This window comes from Pseudomonas fluorescens, assembly GCF_902498195.1.
GTDB classification, from domain to species: Bacteria; Pseudomonadota; Gammaproteobacteria; order Pseudomonadales; family Pseudomonadaceae; genus Aquipseudomonas; species Aquipseudomonas fluorescens_BU.
In genome coordinates, this window is record NZ_CABVIY010000005.1 from 252208 (window position 1) to 268476 (window position 16269).

The 16269-nt window shown below is 61.6% G+C and carries 10 protein-coding genes and 2 pseudogenes; 6 read left to right on the forward strand and 6 right to left on the reverse strand.

The genetic code is table 11. From position 1 onward, the window contains the following. Positions 1-14: 14 nt before the first annotated feature. Positions 15-665: a peptide-methionine (S)-S-oxide reductase MsrA gene (msrA, locus tag F8N66_RS19895; RefSeq protein ID WP_150771819.1), complete on the forward strand. Its 651-nt coding sequence runs from the start codon at positions 15-17 to the stop codon at positions 663-665. A gap of 109 nt (positions 666-774) precedes the next feature. On the opposite strand, the gene F8N66_RS19900 is transcribed toward msrA, so the two are convergent. Both F8N66_RS19900 and putP read right to left on the reverse strand, forming a co-directional pair. Further along, positions 775-1611, reverse strand: coding sequence for a 23S rRNA (adenine(2030)-N(6))-methyltransferase RlmJ (locus tag F8N66_RS19900; RefSeq protein ID WP_150771820.1), 837 nt, complete (start codon positions 1609-1611; stop codon positions 775-777). A gap of 190 nt (positions 1612-1801) precedes the next feature. After that, on the reverse strand, positions 1802-3286 hold the full coding sequence (putP, locus tag F8N66_RS19905; protein WP_150771821.1) for a sodium/proline symporter PutP: 1485 nt from the start codon (positions 3284-3286) through the stop codon (positions 1802-1804). Between the two features lie 461 nt (positions 3287-3747). On the opposite strand from putP, the gene putA reads away from it, so the two are divergent. After that, positions 3748-7701 (forward strand): trifunctional transcriptional regulator/proline dehydrogenase/L-glutamate gamma-semialdehyde dehydrogenase, encoded by a 3954-nt coding sequence (gene putA / locus F8N66_RS19910; protein ID WP_150771822.1) that lies wholly within the window; start codon positions 3748-3750, stop codon positions 7699-7701. Positions 7702-7917: 216 nt separating this feature from the next. Further along, entirely contained in the window at positions 7918-9720 is a 1803-nt protein-coding gene (locus tag F8N66_RS19915; protein ID WP_150771823.1) for an acyl-CoA dehydrogenase, read from the forward strand. Positions 9721-9810: 90 nt separating this feature from the next. Here F8N66_RS19915 and F8N66_RS32175 read toward each other — a convergent pair whose 3' ends face one another. The 4 genes and pseudogenes from F8N66_RS32175 to F8N66_RS19930 form a co-directional block, all read right to left on the reverse strand. Next, positions 9811-10656, reverse strand: a complete 846-nt coding sequence (locus F8N66_RS32175) for a methyl-accepting chemotaxis protein (RefSeq protein WP_412070745.1) — start codon at positions 10654-10656, stop codon at positions 9811-9813. Positions 10657-10674: 18 nt separating this feature from the next. Continuing rightward, positions 10675-11748 (reverse strand): annotated as a pseudogene (locus F8N66_RS32180) (cache domain-containing protein); the annotation flags it as partial. A gap of 100 nt (positions 11749-11848) precedes the next feature. Next, the gene (locus F8N66_RS19925; protein WP_150771825.1) at positions 11849-12148 is read right to left on the reverse strand and encodes a cell division protein ZapA; all 300 of its coding nucleotides are present in this window, start codon (positions 12146-12148) and stop codon (positions 11849-11851) included. After that, a complete protein-coding gene (locus tag F8N66_RS19930; protein WP_056852308.1) occupies positions 12145-12375 on the reverse strand; it encodes a hypothetical protein in 231 nt (76 codons plus the stop codon). The genes F8N66_RS19925 and F8N66_RS19930 overlap by 4 nt, the downstream gene beginning before the upstream one ends. A gap of 290 nt (positions 12376-12665) precedes the next feature. On the opposite strand from F8N66_RS19930, the pseudogene F8N66_RS32185 reads away from it, so the two are divergent. The 3 genes and pseudogenes from F8N66_RS32185 to F8N66_RS19940 form a co-directional block, all read left to right on the forward strand. Next, positions 12666-13421: pseudogene (locus tag F8N66_RS32185) on the forward strand (MCP four helix bundle domain-containing protein); the annotation flags it as partial. Then, positions 13413-14276 carry a methyl-accepting chemotaxis protein gene (locus F8N66_RS32190; RefSeq protein ID WP_412070746.1) on the forward strand — a complete coding sequence of 288 codons (864 nt, stop codon included), beginning with the start codon at positions 13413-13415 and terminating at the stop codon, positions 14274-14276. The pseudogene F8N66_RS32185 and the gene F8N66_RS32190, both read left to right, overlap by 9 nt. A 223-nt stretch (positions 14277-14499) precedes the next feature. Next, on the forward strand, positions 14500-16242 hold the full coding sequence (locus tag F8N66_RS19940) for a potassium/proton antiporter (RefSeq protein ID WP_150771827.1): 1743 nt from the start codon (positions 14500-14502) through the stop codon (positions 16240-16242). Positions 16243-16269 lie beyond the last annotated feature (27 nt).

The window sequence follows — 16269 nt, forward strand, 5'->3', positions numbered from 1 at the left end:
TGAGAGGACTGATCATGGTTCTGCGCTCGGAAATCCTGGTGAACAAAAACGTGCTCCCTACCAAAGAACAAGCTCTGCCTGGCCGCGAAACCCCGATGGTCTTGCCCGAGAAGCATTTCGTCTTCGAAGACATGCCGTTGCTGGGCCCGTTCTTCAACAATGTCGAGTTCGCCATCTTCGGCCTGGGTTGTTTCTGGGGCGCCGAGCGGCGGTTCTGGCAACGCGAAGGCGTCGTCAGCACCGTTGTCGGTTACGCCGGCGGATTTACCCCGAACCCGACATACGAAGAAGTCTGTTCTGGCCTGACGGGCCACACGGAAGTCGTGCTGGTGGTGTACGAACCGGAGAAAGTCAGCTACGAAGCGCTGCTGAAGATGTTCTGGGAACTGCACAACCCTACTCAGGGCATGCGCCAGGGTAACGACATTGGCACCCAGTACCGCTCGGCGATCTACTGCACCACGCCGGAGCAACTGGAAGAGGCACAGGCCAGCAAGCAAGCCTTCCAGGCGGAGCTGAGCAAGGCCGGTTTCGGCGAGATCACCACCGAAGTCGACCAGGCGCCGACCGTCTACTTTGCCGAGGCTTATCACCAGCAATACCTGGCCAAGAATCCGGAAGGCTATTGCGGGATTGGCGGTACAGGCGTGACCTGCCCTATCTAAGCGCTCAAAACAAAAGATCGCAGCCTTCGGCAGCGCCTACAGGACTATGTGAACCCCTGCAGGAGCTGCCGAAGGCTGCGATCCTTTGATCTTTGCTTGTCGATTAGCCTTACTCAGCAATCAACCAATCCATTTTCCACCCGCCCTGGGTCTGTCCCAACTTCTCGGCCAGCCACGGCAGCAGCTCACGCAACTCCTCCTCCAGCCCCCACGGCGGATTGGCAATCGCCAGGCCGGAACCGTTCAGGCTGTTTGGCGTGTCCAGCGGGTGTACCAGCAGCTCAACGCGCAACAACTTCGGCGCGCCGGTGCCGGCCAGGTCCTGATAGAAACGACGCAAGGCACGCTGATCCTTCACCGGGTACCAGATCGCCGCCACAGTCTGGCGCATCCGGCCAATCGCCTCTTTCAACGACGCCGCGCAACGCTGCATCTCGTCGAGCTTTTCGAACGGCGGGTCGATCAGCATCACCGCGCGCTTCTCCGGCACCGGCAACAGGGCACGCGGCACATGCCAGCCTTCGCCCAGGTGCACCTTGACCCGGCGATCACCCGCCATATTGTCCTTGAGCAATACGCCGTCTTCGGGATGCTTTTCGTTGAGCAGCACACGATCCTGCGCACGGGTCAAACGCCGCGCCAACTCCGGCGAACCCGGGTAATAGCGCAACCGGCCATCCGGGTTCATCTCGTGCAGTACCTGCATGTAGTCGGCCGTCAGGATCGGCAGGTCCGGCTGATCCCACAACCGCGCGATACCTTCCAGGTACTCGCCGGTACGACTGGCCTGATCACCCTGAAGGTCATACAGGCCAATGCCGGCGTGTGTATCGAGATAGGCAAACGGCTGCTCCTTGCGTGACATCAGGGCGATGAGGCGGGTCAAGGTCAGGTGTTTGAACACATCGGCGTGATTGCCGGCATGGAAGGCGTGACGATAATTCATGGCTGCTCCTGCGAAGGCCGGGAAGTTTACCTTTTACCGGACGGCAAGTCAGGGGTTCGCGGCTGAGCGGGCAGCTCAAGGCGGTATCGGCCCACATCGGGTTTCAAGCAGCCAAAAAAAACGGCCCGCCTCCAAAAGGAAGCGGGCCGTTTTTGTTCAAGCCTTGGCTCGGAGCCTCAGCTCCTCCCCATCACTTGTTCAGGCGGAAATCTGCCTCGGCAGCAGCGAAGCGCGAAAGCATGCCGGCGGTCGGCGTGCCCAGCTTGCTGACGATGTAGATCGCCAGGCTGGCGAAGATGAAACCAGGGATGATTTCGTACAGGCCCAGCAGTTCGAAATGCTTCCAGACAATCACCGTGATCGCGCCCACCAGGATACCGGCCAGTGCGCCATTACGCGTCATGTCCTTCCAGATCACCGAGATCAGCACGACCGGACCGAAGGCGGCACCGAAACCGGCCCAGGCGTAGCTGACCAGGCCCAGCACGCGGTTTTCCGGATTGGCGGCCATCGCGATGGCGATCAGTGCAACCAGCAGCACCATGGCGCGACCGACCCAGACCAGCTCCAGCTGGGAAGCCGATTTACGCAGGAAGGTTTTGTAGAAGTCTTCGGTCAAGGCACTGGAGCACACCAGCAACTGGCAGCTCAACGTACTCATCACGGCCGCCAGAATGGCCGACAGCAACACACCGGCAATCCATGGATTGAACAGGATTTTCGCCAGCTCGATGAACACACGCTCATGGTTTTCGGTCACGGGACCGGCCACGTCAGGGTGTGCCGAGAAGTACGCGATACCGAAGAAACCGACCGCAACGGTGCCGCCCAGGCACAGGATCATCCAGGTCATGGAGATGCGTCGGGCATTGGCGATCGACTTGACCGAATCCGCCGCCATGAAACGCGCCAGGATGTGCGGCTGACCGAAGTAGCCCAGGCCCCAGCCCATCAGCGAAATGATGCCGATGAAGGTGGTGTTTTTCAGCATGTCGAAGTTGCTGGCATCCTGCGCCTCGATGGCCAGGAACGTAGTGTCGACGCCGCCGGTGGCCAGCAGCACGATGATCGGCGTCAGCAACAGGGCGAAGATCATCAGCGTGGCTTGTACGGTGTCCGTCCAGCTCACGGCCAGGAAACCGCCGACGAAGGTGTAGGCAATCGTCGCCGCAGCGCCGGCCCACAACGCAGTCTCGTAGGACATGCCGAAGGTGCTTTCGAACAGACGGGCGCCGGCCACGATGCCGGAAGCGCAGTAGATGGTGAAGAACACCAGGATCACCACGGCGGAGATGATCCGCAGCAGGCCGCTCTTGTCTTCGAACCGGCTGGAGAAATAGTCCGGCAGTGTCAGGGCATCACCGTTGTGCTCGGTCTGCACGCGCAGACGGCCGGCGACGAAAAGCCAGTTCAGGTAGGCACCGACGATCAGGCCGATGGCGATCCAGCTTTCGGACAGACCGGACATGTAGATGGCGCCCGGCAGGCCCATCAACAACCAGCCGCTCATGTCGGAAGCACCGGCAGACAGTGCGGTTACGACACTGCCCAGGCTGCGACCGCCCAGGATGTAGTCAGAAAGGTTGTTGGTGGAACGATAGGCCATGAAGCCGATCAGCACCATTGCTGCGATGTAGATCACGAACGTGATCAGGGTTGGATTGCTTACGCTCATTAAGTGACGCCCTGGCTTTGTTTTTATGTAGCGGCGGCGGGTGAACCGCTCGCAAACGATGATGTTTGCCAGACGATTCAGGATGCCGCGCATTTAGGACTGATGTTTCCCCAGGAAAGCCATCAGCCGATGCATCCGCCTTCCGGACGGGTTGCACCTTGGGCGCGAATGCTATTCGTCAAATCAAACAAGGTGCAACCCATTTCTTGAGAATTAGTTGCACCTGACAGGATTCACGACGATTACCCCGGTTTTTGCTCCCTTTTAGCGCAGTCTCCACGGTTATCTAGAAGCAAAAGCACCAAGCAGGAGCGGTACATTCGTACCAGAATTTATTTCCTGACGAGGTGCGTAATATTCCGACAAAAAAAGGGTTGCACCCGGTTGCACCTCTCCCGGCGCGCGGCTAATCTTGCCGCCAGCTGATGCCACGCAGTCGTGGCAAACATGAGGATAAAAACATGGCTACCACCACCCTTGGGGTCAAACTTGATGACCCGACCCGCGAACGCCTCAAGGCTGCCGCGACCTCGATTGATCGCACGCCGCACTGGCTGATCAAGCAGGCAATTTTTAATTACCTGGAAAAACTCGAGGGTGGTGCAACCCTGACCGAGCTGAACGGTTTGACCACCAGGGACGCTGACGACGCCGGCGAAGTCCATGCCGATCACGCGCACCAGTGCTTCCTCGAATTCGCCGAAAGCATCCTCCCGCAATCGGTATTGCGCGCCTCGATCACAGCCGCCTACCGTCGCCCGGAACCTGAAGTGGTGCCGATGCTGATCGAGCAGGCCCGCCTGCCGGCGCCAATGGCTGAAGCCACCAACAAGCTGGCCGCTTCGATTGCCGAAAAACTGCGCAATCAGAAGAGTGCCGGTGGTCGTGCAGGCATCGTTCAGGGCCTGCTGCAGGAATTTTCCCTGTCGTCCCAGGAAGGCGTGGCGCTGATGTGCCTGGCCGAAGCGCTTTTGCGCATCCCGGACAAAGGCACCCGCGACGCACTGATCCGCGACAAGATCAGCACCGGTAACTGGCAGCCGCACCTGGGCAACAGCCCGTCGCTGTTCGTCAACGCCGCGACCTGGGGGCTGCTGCTGACCGGCAAGCTGGTCTCGACGCACAACGAATCCGGCCTGACCTCGTCCCTGAGCCGCATCATCGGCAAAAGCGGCGAGCCGATGATCCGCAAGGGCGTCGACATGGCCATGCGCCTGATGGGCGAGCAGTTCGTTACCGGCGAAACCATCGCCGAAGCGCTGGCCAACGCCAGCAAGTTCGAAGCCAAGGGCTTCCGCTATTCCTACGACATGCTCGGTGAAGCCGCGCTGACCGAACACGACGCGCAGAAGTACCTGGCCTCGTACGAACAAGCCATTCACTCGATCGGCAAAGCCTCCCACGGCCGTGGGATTTATGAAGGCCCGGGCATTTCGATCAAGCTGTCCGCCTTGCACCCGCGATACAGCCGCGCCCAGTACGAGCGCGTGATGGACGAGCTGTACCCGCGCCTGCTGTCGCTGACCTTGCTGGCCAAGCAATACGACATCGGCCTGAACATCGACGCCGAAGAAGCCGACCGCCTGGAACTGTCGCTGGATCTGCTGGAGCGCCTGTGCTTCGAGCCTCAGCTGACCGGCTGGAACGGCATCGGTTTCGTGATCCAGGCGTACCAGAAGCGTTGCCCGTACGTGATCGACTACGTGATCGACCTGGCGCGCCGCAGCCGTCACCGCCTGATGATCCGCCTGGTGAAAGGCGCGTACTGGGACAGCGAAATCAAGCGCGCCCAGGTCGAAGGCCTGGAAGGCTACCCGGTCTATACCCGCAAGGTGTACACCGACGTTTCCTACATCGCTTGCGCGCGCAAGCTGCTGTCGGTGCCGGAAGTCATCTACCCGCAATTTGCCACGCACAACGCCCACACCCTGTCGGCCATTTACCACATCGCCGGTCAGAACTATTACCCGGGCCAATACGAGTTCCAGTGCCTGCACGGCATGGGCGAACCGCTGTACGAGCAAGTTGTCGGCAAGGTTTCCGAAGGCAAACTGAACCGTCCGTGCCGGGTCTACGCACCGGTCGGCACCCACGAAACCCTGCTGGCCTACCTGGTGCGTCGCCTGCTGGAAAACGGCGCGAACACCTCGTTCGTCAACCGCATTGCCGACCAGTCGATCTCGATCCAGGAGCTGGTAGCCGATCCGGTGGCCAGCATCGAGCAAATGGCCACCGTGGAAGGCGGCTTTGGCCTGCCGCACCCGCGCATCCCGTTGCCGCGTGATCTGTACGGTTCGGAACGCGCCAACTCCAGCGGTATCGACATGGCCAACGAACATCGCCTGGCCTCCTTGTCCTGCGCCCTGCTGGCGACCGCGCACAACCACTGGAAAGCCGCGCCGATGCTCGGTTGCGCTTCCAGCAGCGAAACGCCGGCACCGGTGCTGAACCCGTCGGATCTGCGTGACGTGGTCGGCCATGTGCAGGAAGCCACCGTCGAAGACGTCGACAACGCCATTCAATGCGCCCTGAATGCCGCACCGATCTGGCAGGCCACCCCGCCCGCCGAACGTGCCGCGATCCTGGAACGTGCCGCCGACCTGATGGAAGGCGAGATCCAGCCGCTGATGGGCCTGCTGGCTCGCGAAGCCGGCAAGACCTTCGCCAACGCCATCGCCGAAGTGCGTGAAGCCGTGGACTTCCTGCGTTACTACGCCGTGCAGGCGCGCAACGACTTCACCAACGACGCCCATCGCCCACTGGGCCCGGTGGTGTGCATCAGCCCGTGGAACTTCCCGCTGGCAATCTTCAGCGGCCAGGTCGCCGCGGCACTGGCCGCCGGTAACCCGGTGCTGGCCAAGCCTGCCGAACAGACGCCACTGGTTGCTGCTCAAGCCGTGCGCTTGCTGCTCGAAGCCGGGATTCCGCAAGGCGTGCTGCAACTGCTGCCGGGCCGTGGCGAAACCGTCGGCGCCGGCCTGGTCGGCGATGATCGCGTCAAAGGCGTGATGTTCACCGGTTCCACCGAAGTCGCGCGCCTGCTGCAACGCAACATCGCCGGTCGCCTGGACAGCCAGGGCCGCCCGATTCCGCTGATCGCTGAAACCGGCGGCCAGAACGCGATGATCGTCGACTCTTCGGCGCTGACCGAACAAGTGGTCATCGACGTCGTCTCCTCGGCCTTCGACAGCGCCGGCCAGCGTTGCTCGGCACTGCGCGTACTGTGCTTGCAGGAAGATTCCGCCGACCGTGTCATCGAAATGCTCAAGGGCGCCATGGCTGAAAGCCGTCTCGGCAACCCTGAGCGGCTGTCCGTGGACATCGGCCCGGTGATCGACGCCGAAGCCAAGGCCGGCATCGAGAAGCACATCCAGGCCATGCGCGATAAAGGTCGCAGCGTGTACCAGGTGGCCATCGCCGATGCCGAAGAGGTCAAACGCGGCACCTTCGTGATGCCGACCCTGATCGAACTGGAAAGCTTCGACGAACTGCAACGGGAGATCTTCGGCCCGGTGCTGCACGTGGTGCGCTACAAGCGCAAGGACATCGATCAACTGATCGGCCAGATCAACGCTTCCGGCTACGGCCTGACGCTGGGCGTGCACACCCGCATCGACGAGACCATCGCCAAGGTGATCGACAACGTCAACGCCGGTAACGTCTACGTCAACCGCAACATTGTCGGCGCCGTGGTCGGCGTACAGCCATTCGGCGGCGAAGGCCTGTCGGGCACTGGTCCGAAAGCGGGTGGTCCGCTGTACCTGTACCGCCTGTTGTCGACCCGTCCTACCGATGCCATCGAACAATCCTTCGCTCGCGGCGATGCTGCCGTCGCGCCGGACGTTCGCCTGCGCGATGCCATGAGCCAGCCGCTGACCGCCCTGAAAGCCTGGGCCGACAGCCACAAGTTCGCCGACCTGAGCACCCTGTGCGTCCAGTTCGCCGCGCAATCGCAAAGCGGCATCACCCGCCAACTGGCCGGCCCGACCGGCGAGCGCAACAGCTATGCGATCCTGCCGCGCGAGCACGTACTGTGCCTGGCCGACGTCGAAGGCGACCTGCTGATCCAACTGGCGGCCGTGTTGGCGGTGGGCGGTTCGGCGGTGTGGCCGGAAACCGACCTGGGCAAGGCCTTGTTCGCACGCCTGCCGAAGGAACTTCAGGCGCGCATCAAGCTGGTTTCCGACTGGAACAAGGACGAGGTGGTGTTTGATGCGGTTCTGCATCATGGCCATTCCGACCAGTTGCGTGCGGTCTGCCAGCAAGTGGCCAAGCGTGCCGGAGCCATTGTGGGTGTTCAGGGCCTGTCCCAGGGCGAGTCCAACATTGCGCTGGAACGTCTGGTGATCGAGCGTGCGTTGAGCGTCAACACGGCGGCGGCGGGTGGTAACGCCAGCTTGATGACCATCGGCTAAACCGCAGTAAGACCGGGTAGCTGCAAGGGTTACCCGGCTTTAGAAACAAAATCAAAAGATCGCAGCCTTCGGCAGCTCCTACATTTGGAATGCATTTCCCTGTAGGAGCTGCCGAAGGCTGCGATCTTTTACTTCTCCATCACCAAGATCAATCATCCTTTCAGCGCACCCTTCCCCAACCTAGACTCGGCCCATTCCAATAAAAGGTAGGCCGCCATGTCCGAGACGTTGCTCAGTTCCCGCAATCTGGCTTTCGAGCTGTATGAAGTCCTCGATGCCGAGGGCCTGACCCAGCGTGAGCGTTTTGCCGAGCACAACCGCGAAACCTTCGATGCCGCCCTCGGCACCGCCCGCAGCATTGCCGAGAAGTTCTTCGCCCCGCACAACCGCAAGGGCGACGAGAACGAGCCGCGTTACGAGGACGGCCAGGCGATTCTGATTCCCGAAGTGAAACCAGCGGTGGATGCCTTCCTCGAAGCCGGTTTCCTCAATGCCGCGCGCAGTTTCGACGCCGGTGGCATGCAGCTTCCTACACTGTTGTCCCAAGCCTGCTTCGCGCATTTTCAATCGGCCAATGCCGCCTCGACCTCCTACCCGTTCCTGACCATGGGCGCGGCGAACCTGATCGAAAGCTTCGGCACTGAGGAGCAGAAACGCCGCTTCCTGCAACCGATGATCGACGGCCGCTTCTTCGGCACCATGGCCCTCACCGAGCCTCACGCCGGTTCATCCTTGTCGGATATTCGTACCCGCGCCGAGCCTGCATCCGACGGCACCTATCGCCTCAAGGGCAACAAGATCTTCATTTCCGGCGGCGATCACCCGCTGTCGGAAAACATCGTGCACATGGTCCTGGCCAAGCTCCCGGGTGCGCCGGCCGGGGTGAAAGGCATTTCGCTGTTTATCGTGCCGAAGTTCCTGGTCAACGATGATGGCAGCCTGGGCCAGCGTAACGATGTGCTGCTGGCCGGCCTATTCCATAAGATGGGTTGGCGCGGCACCACCTCCACCGCGCTGAACTTCGGCGATAACGGGGAGTGTGTCGGTTATCTGGTGGGCAAGCCGCACCATGGCTTGAGCTACATGTTCCAGATGATGAACGAGGCGCGGATCGGCGTCGGCATGGGTGCGGTGATGCTCGGTTACGCCGGTTATCTGTACTCGCTGGAGTACGCCCGTTTACGTCCGCAGGGTCGCGTCCCGGACAGCAAGGACCCGAACACCGCGCCGGTGGCGATCATCCAGCATGCCGACGTCAAGCGTATGCTGCTGACCCAGAAGGCGTACGTCGAAGGCTCGTTCGACCTGGGGCTGTACGCTGCACGGCTGTTCGACGACACCACCACCCTCGAATCCGAAGCCGAGCGTAAACAGGCCCACGAGCTGCTGGATTTGCTGACGCCCATCGTCAAATCCTGGCCGTCGGAGTTCTGCCTGAAGGCCAACGAACTGGCGATCCAGATCCTTGGCGGCCACGGCTACACCCGCGAATACCCGGTGGAGCAGTACTACCGCGACAACCGCCTGAACCCGATTCATGAAGGCACCCACGGCATTCAGTCGCTGGACCTGCTGGGGCGCAAACTGGCGCAGAACGGTGGCGCCGGGCTCAAGCAGCTGATTCGCCTGATTGCCGACACCGCCGAGCGTGCCCAGGCCCACGAATCGCTGACCGCCTTGCGTGAGCCGCTGGAAAAACTGGTGGCGCGCCTGCAAGCCGTGACCCTTGGCCTGCTGACGGATCTGGCGCAGGGCAAGGTCAACAGCAGCCTGGCGAACTCGGCGTTGTACCTGAAAGTGTTCGGCCATACGGTAATCGGCTGGCGCTGGCTGGAACAGGCGATTCGTGCCGAGGAAGGGCTGGCCAAGGGCAATGCGGCGGATGTGAGCTTCTATAAAGGCAAGTTGCAGGCGGCGCGGTATTTCCTGACCTGGGAAATTCCGGGGTGTCACCATGAACTGGCGATACTCGAGGCGCGGGATGATGTGTGTCTGAACATGCAGGATGAGTGGTTCTGACAGCCACTAAAAAGATCGCAGCCTGCGGCAGCTCCTACAAATGCGTTCCCCTGTAGGAGCTGCCGAAGGCTGCGATCTTTTGATCTTTACTCAGCCCAACTTGAAACCACCCACCTGCCGCGCCAGATCATCCGCCAACCGCTGCAACGTCTGACAATCCTCCCGGCAAGCCCTGACCTCCCCCGCCGTCGCCCGCGCCAGATCGGAAATCCCCTGCACGTTACGGTTGATCTCCTCGGTCACCGCCGACTGCTCCTCCGTGGCCGTCGCGACCTGATGGTTCATGTCGCTGATGCGCTCGACCTGTCCGGTAATCGCGGTCAATGACGCCCCGGTGCGCTGGCTTGACTCGACGCCGGTGCCTGTGGCCGCTTGCCCGGCGTGCATCGAAGACACCGCATTTTCCGCCCCCTGCTTGAGGCTGCCGATCATCTGCTGGATTTCATCGGTGGAAGCCTGCGTACGTCGCGCCAAGGTCCGGACTTCATCGGCGACTACCGCGAACCCACGGCCCATGTCCCCCGCCCTTGCCGCTTCGATGGCCGCGTTCAACGCCAACAGGTTGGTCTGCTCGGAAATGCCGCGAATCACCGCCAGCACCTGATCGATCGACGCCACCTGGTCGGCCAGTTCGCCGACGGCGCTGGCGGCGATACCGATTTCGCCGGACATGCTTTCGATATGGCGAATCGACCCGCCCACCACCTCCCGCGCCTGCATCGCCTCATCCCGAGCGCTCTGCGAAGCGAGCGCCGCGTTGCCGGCGTTCTGCGCAATTTCCTGCACGGTCAGGCCCATTTCATGGACGGCGGTGGCGACCATATCGGTCATTTCCTGCTGGCGGCCGGAGCGCTCGGCGGTGTTGTCCACCACGTTTGCGACCTGGTTGACCGCCGTGCGCAGGCGCTCACTGGTGGTCAGCACGTCACCGATCATGTCGCGCTGGCTGTCGAGGAACCGATTGAAGCCGCGAGCCAGATCACCCAGCTCATCGGCTCGGCTGGCATCCAGCCGATGGGTCAAATCTCCACCACCGCTACCGATGGCTACCAGCGCGGCTGTTACCTGACGAATCGGCCGCACCAGGCCACGGGCCAGCAACACCACCAGCAGCAGGCACACCAGTGCCACCGCCAGGCCGATGCCGCTGCTCATCCACATCGCTCGGCGCGATTCGGCGTAGATCTGCGACTGCGGCACTTCGGCCACCAGGGTCCAGCCCAGATCCCTTAATGGCAGGCTCAGCGCCAGAAAATCTTCGTCATCGCGAACAAAGCGGCTGCTGGCGGCGGATGGTTGACCCATGACGCTTTGCGCCGCCGAAGCGCCAATCTGCTCGGCCAAGGTGCGCTTGCCACTGAATTGCGCCTCGGGATGCACCTGGATCAAACCATCGGAACGCACGAGATAGACCTTGCCGCGCTCGCCAAAGCTGAAGTTGTGAATCAGCCCCGAGAGTTCTTCCATGCTCAACCCAAGGCCTGCGACACCCACGATTTTGCCGGCCTGCTCGACTTTGAGGTCGATAAACAGCGCCAATTTTCCGGTCGCGGTGTCATGGTCGATATTGAGGGTGCGCGGCTGGTTGCTGTCGAGAAATGCGTAGAACCAGGCGTCTTTGGGATTGGCACGGCTGAGGGTCCGGTCCAGGCCTTTTTCGGTGTAGTAGTGGCTTGAAGCCGTGCCGATCATCAGCGCGGTAAAGGCTTTGTGTTCGGCGCGGATGCCTTCCAGATACGCCACGAACGCAGCAGCTTGGGCACTGTTTTCGCCACCGGCGAGCCAGTCGCGCACCATGCTGTTGCTGGCGATGTCCTTGGCGGCGGTGAGGGGTTGAACGAGGATGCGTTCGATGTCGTTGCGCATCGCTTCGATGCTCGACGGCAATGCCTGCTCGACCAGATAGCGCTCGGCGAGGCGGTTGACCACCAGGGTATAAATGCCAACCACGATCAGCATGCTGACCAGCAGGGCGGTGCCCATGCTCAGGATCAACTGCCATTGAATACTGCGTCGCCAGAACTGCATGGAGCACCCCCAAAGAATAAGAGGCTGAAACACTGCAACAGCCGTGCCGATTGTATACAAACCAATCGACAATCTATTCTTTGGTTGTGCGCAAAGCCGATCAGGCCTGATTGATCGTCTTGGAGATCACTTCAACCGTGGCGCTGACTTGCTCTTGGTAACGGTCGAGTTCGAGCTTGTGCTGCTTTTGCATTTCGATCTGCTGGGAACACAGATTCATCGCGGCCAGCACCAGCAGCCGGTCACCGATCAATGCCGGGTACTTCTTTTTGGTCTCGGCCAGGGCAGCCTTCAACATCAATGCAGCGTCCAGCAGGGTTTGCTCTTCGCCGGCCGGTGCCTTGATCGAATAGTCTTCCCCCAGGATCGAGACGACTTTTACCCCCGCGCCGTAACTCATGCGCTGACAGGGCCAGCGCTGACGCGTTCAACCAGGGCCTGGATACGGGCCGCGGTGGCGCCTTGCTTCTCTTCCTGTTCCATCAGGCTCAGTTGCAGGCTTTCGTTTTCATCCTTGGCCTGGGCCAGTTCGGCGCTCAGGGCTTGGTTGGTGCCGAGCAGGGTCTGGTTCTGTTGCACCAGGTCGCTGACCAGCTGTTCCAATTGGCTTAGGGATGCTTCCAACATTGTGATTTTCCAGGCATTTTCAAAGGGCGCGTACGATAAAGAAAAGTCACCGTGGATGCCAGGGTTAAACAGGCGCAAGGCCTTGATTTTCCTGACGAGAGACCTTTCTCGCGAACTTTAAAGACTGTGATTGGCCGATCTGGTTCCTGCACTTCGTCGCCACAACGTTTTTGCGGCAAAGAGGCGCAGGGGCTCAAGACTTCCGCCCCATGACCGATATGTCCCTCATACGTCAGCCTCGGCACCCTTCAGGTGCGCTCTTTTCGGTAATCACCATGTCCCTTCGTAATATGAATATCGCGCCACGCGCGTTCTTAGGTTTTGCCCTGATTGGCGGGCTGATGATGGTGCTCGGCGTGTTTGCCCTCAACCAGATGAGCAAGATCCGTGGCGCCGCCGAGAACATCACCGTCAGCAGCGTGCCGAGCATCAAGAGCCTCGACGAATTCACCCAGCTGACCCTGCGCCTGCGCGTGCTGTCCTATCGCTTGCTGGTGAACCGCGAGCCGGACGTGCAGCAGAAAACCATCGAGCTGCTGGACCTGCGCAACCAGCAAATTCGCACCGCCCAGGCCACCTACGAAAAACTGATCAGCAGCCCTCAGGAACGGGCGGCCTACGACCAGTACGTGCAACTGCTGGGGCAATACCGCCAGATCGAAGACCGGATGAAGACCCTGTCACGCAACAATCAGGTCGACGAACTGCGCAGCCTGCTCAACGCCGATTTGCTGAGCAATTCCGAAGCGATCAACGCCGTACTGGCCAAACTGCTGGATATCAACACCCAGCAGACCCTGGACACCAACCAGCAAGCCGCCGACCAGTACGACTCGGCGTTCAACCTGGTTATCACCCTGCTGGTGATCGCCACGGGCCTGACCATGCTGTTCGCCTGGTTGCTGACCAACAGCATCACCAAACCGATCGCCAACGCCCTGAACGCCGCCGAGCAAATCGCCGAAGGCAACCTGACGCGCCCGATCACGGTCGACGGCGCGGACGAGGCCGGCCGCCTGCTGCTGGCGATGTCGAAGATGCAGGACAAACTGCGCGACACCCTGCAACGGATCTCCGGTTCGGCCACCCAGTTGGCGTCCGCCGCCGAAGAACTCAACAGCGTGACCGACGAAAGCGCCCGTGGCCTGACGCAGCAGAACAATGAAATCGAACAGGCCGCCACCGCCGTCAACGAAATGACCAGCGCCGTGGAAGAAGTCGCGCGCAATGCGGTCAGCACGTCCGAGGCGTCGAAGCACGCCACCACCTCCGCCGGCGACGGCCGCGACCTGGTGCAGGAAACCGTCAGCGCCATCGAACGCATGAGCGCCGACGTGCAGGGCACCGCGACCCTGATTGGCGACCTGGCCAACGAATCCCGTGACATCGGCAAAGTGTTGGACGTGATTCGCGGCCTGGCCGACCAGACCAACCTGCTGGCCCTGAACGCCGCCATCGAAGCGGCGCGTGCCGGTGAAGCCGGCCGTGGCTTTGCGGTGGTGGCGGACGAGGTGCGGGCCCTGGCGCACCGCACCCAGCAGTCGACCAGCGAAATCGAACGCATGATCGGCAGCATCCAGAGCGGCACCGAGCACGCCGTGGATTCGATGCGCAACAGCACCGAGCGCGCCGAGTCGACCCTGAACATTGCCCGTGGCGCCGGGATGTCGCTGGACACCATCAACAGCGCCATCGTCGAAATCAACGAGCGCAACCTGGTGATCGCCAGCGCGGCCGAAGAGCAGGCGCAAGTGGCCCGCGAAGTGGACCGCAATCTGGTGAACATCCGTGACCTGTCGGTGCAATCGGCCACCGGCGCCAACCAGACCAGCGCGGCGAGCAGTGAGCTGTCGCGCCTGGCGGTGGATCTGAACACGATGGTCGGGCGGTTCAGCCTGTAACCCCTCGCCCGCAAGGCCGACGCCTTCGCGAGCAAGCCCGCTCCCACAGTTGCCGAGTTCTTCCATCAAGAATGCGATCAATTGTGGGAGCGGGCTTGCTCGCGAAGGTCCGAAGGACCAAAAAGCTTTTTGACAGCATCACATTTCAACAGGTTAGAATCGCTGGCACGCAGACTGCATGGTCAGTTTGTGCCCGCCTTTTCAGCTTTCTGGAGTACTGCCTTTGAATGCGACGACCATCAACAGCCTGTTCTTGATCGGCGCGTTGCTGGTAGGTGCGAGCATTCTGGTGAGTTCTCTTTCCTCGCGCCTCGGCATCCCGATCCTGGTGATCATCCTGGCCGTGGGCATGGCCGCCGGGGTCGATGGCGGCGGCATCATCTTCGATAACTACCCCACCGCCTACCTGGTCGGGAACCTCGCACTGGCGGTGATCCTGCTGGACGGCGGCTTGCGCACCCGGGTGTCGAGCTTCCGCGTGGCGTTATGGCCGGCGCTGTCGCTGGCCACGGTCGGGGTGTTGATCACCACCGGGCTGACCGGCATGGCGGCCGCCTGGCTGTTCGACCTGAACCTGATTCAAGGCCTGCTGATCGGCGCCATCGTCGGCTCCACCGACGCCGCGGCGGTGTTCTCGTTGCTCGGCGGCAAAGGCCTGAACGAACGGGTGACCGCGAGCCTGGAGATCGAATCCGGCAGCAATGACCCGATGGCGGTGTTCCTCACCGTCACCCTGATCGACATGCTCGCCAGCGGCCAGACCGGCTTGCACTGGAGCCTGCTGACCCACCTGTTGCGCGAGTTCGGCATCGGCGGTGTCATCGGCCTGGGCGGTGGCTGGCTGATGCTGCAACTGGTCAACCGCATAAACCTGGCCACCGGCCTGTATCCAATCCTGGTCATCGCGGGCGGCCTGGTAGTGTTTGCCCTGACCAACGCCCTGCATGGCAGCGGCTTCCTGGCGGTGTACCTGTGCGGCCTGGTCATCGGCAACCGCCCGGTGCGCAGCCGCCACGGCATCCTGCATATGCTCGACGGCATGGCCTGGCTGGCGCAGATCGGCATGTTCCTGGTGCTGGGGCTGCTGGTCACGCCCCACGACCTGCTGCCGATTGCCCTGCCTGCCCTGGCGCTGGCGCTGTGGATGATTTTGTTTGCCCGGCCACTCTCGGTGATCGTTGGCCTGTTGCCCTTCAAAGCGTTCCACGGCCGCGAAAAGGTGTTCATTTCCTGGGTAGGTCTACGCGGCGCGGTCCCGATCATTCTGGCGGTGTTCCCGCTGATGGCGGGCCTGCCCAACGCCCAGCTCTATTTCAACCTCGCCTTCTTTATCGTGCTGGTGTCGCTGCTGGTGCAGGGCACGAGCCTGCCGTGGGTCGCCAAGCTGTTGAAGGTGACGGTGCCACCGGAGCCCGCGCCGATTTCCCGTTCTGCCCTGGAAGTGCACGTCACCAGCGAATGGGAGCTGTTCGTTTATCGCCTGGGTGCCGAAAAATGGTGCATCGGCTCGCACCTTCGCGAGCTGAAAATGCCCGACGGCACCCGGATTGCAGCCCTGTTTCGGGGCGAGCAACTGCTCCATCCGTCGGGTAGTACGGTGCTCGAAGTCGATGATTTACTGTGTGTAATCGGCCATGAACACAACCTGCCGGCCCTCGGAAAACTGTTCAGCCAGGCACCGCAACGGGGCCTCGATTTGCGCTTTTTCGGCGACTTCGTACTCGAAGGAGACGCCCAGCTGGCCGCGGTTGCTGCCCTGTACGGGTTGAAGGTCGAAGGCATCGACCCGGACATGTCCCTGGGCCGCTTCATTGCCCAGAAAGTAGGGGGTGCACCGGTGGTCGGCGACCAGGTGGAGTGGAACAACACCATCTGGACCGTCGCGGTCATGGAGGGGAACAAGATCGGCAAAGTGGGCGTCAGATTCCCCGAAGGAAGTCGCCCGGGTCCGGGACTCTTCCTCTAAACTCCATTCTTCGCCTCGTATTTTGAT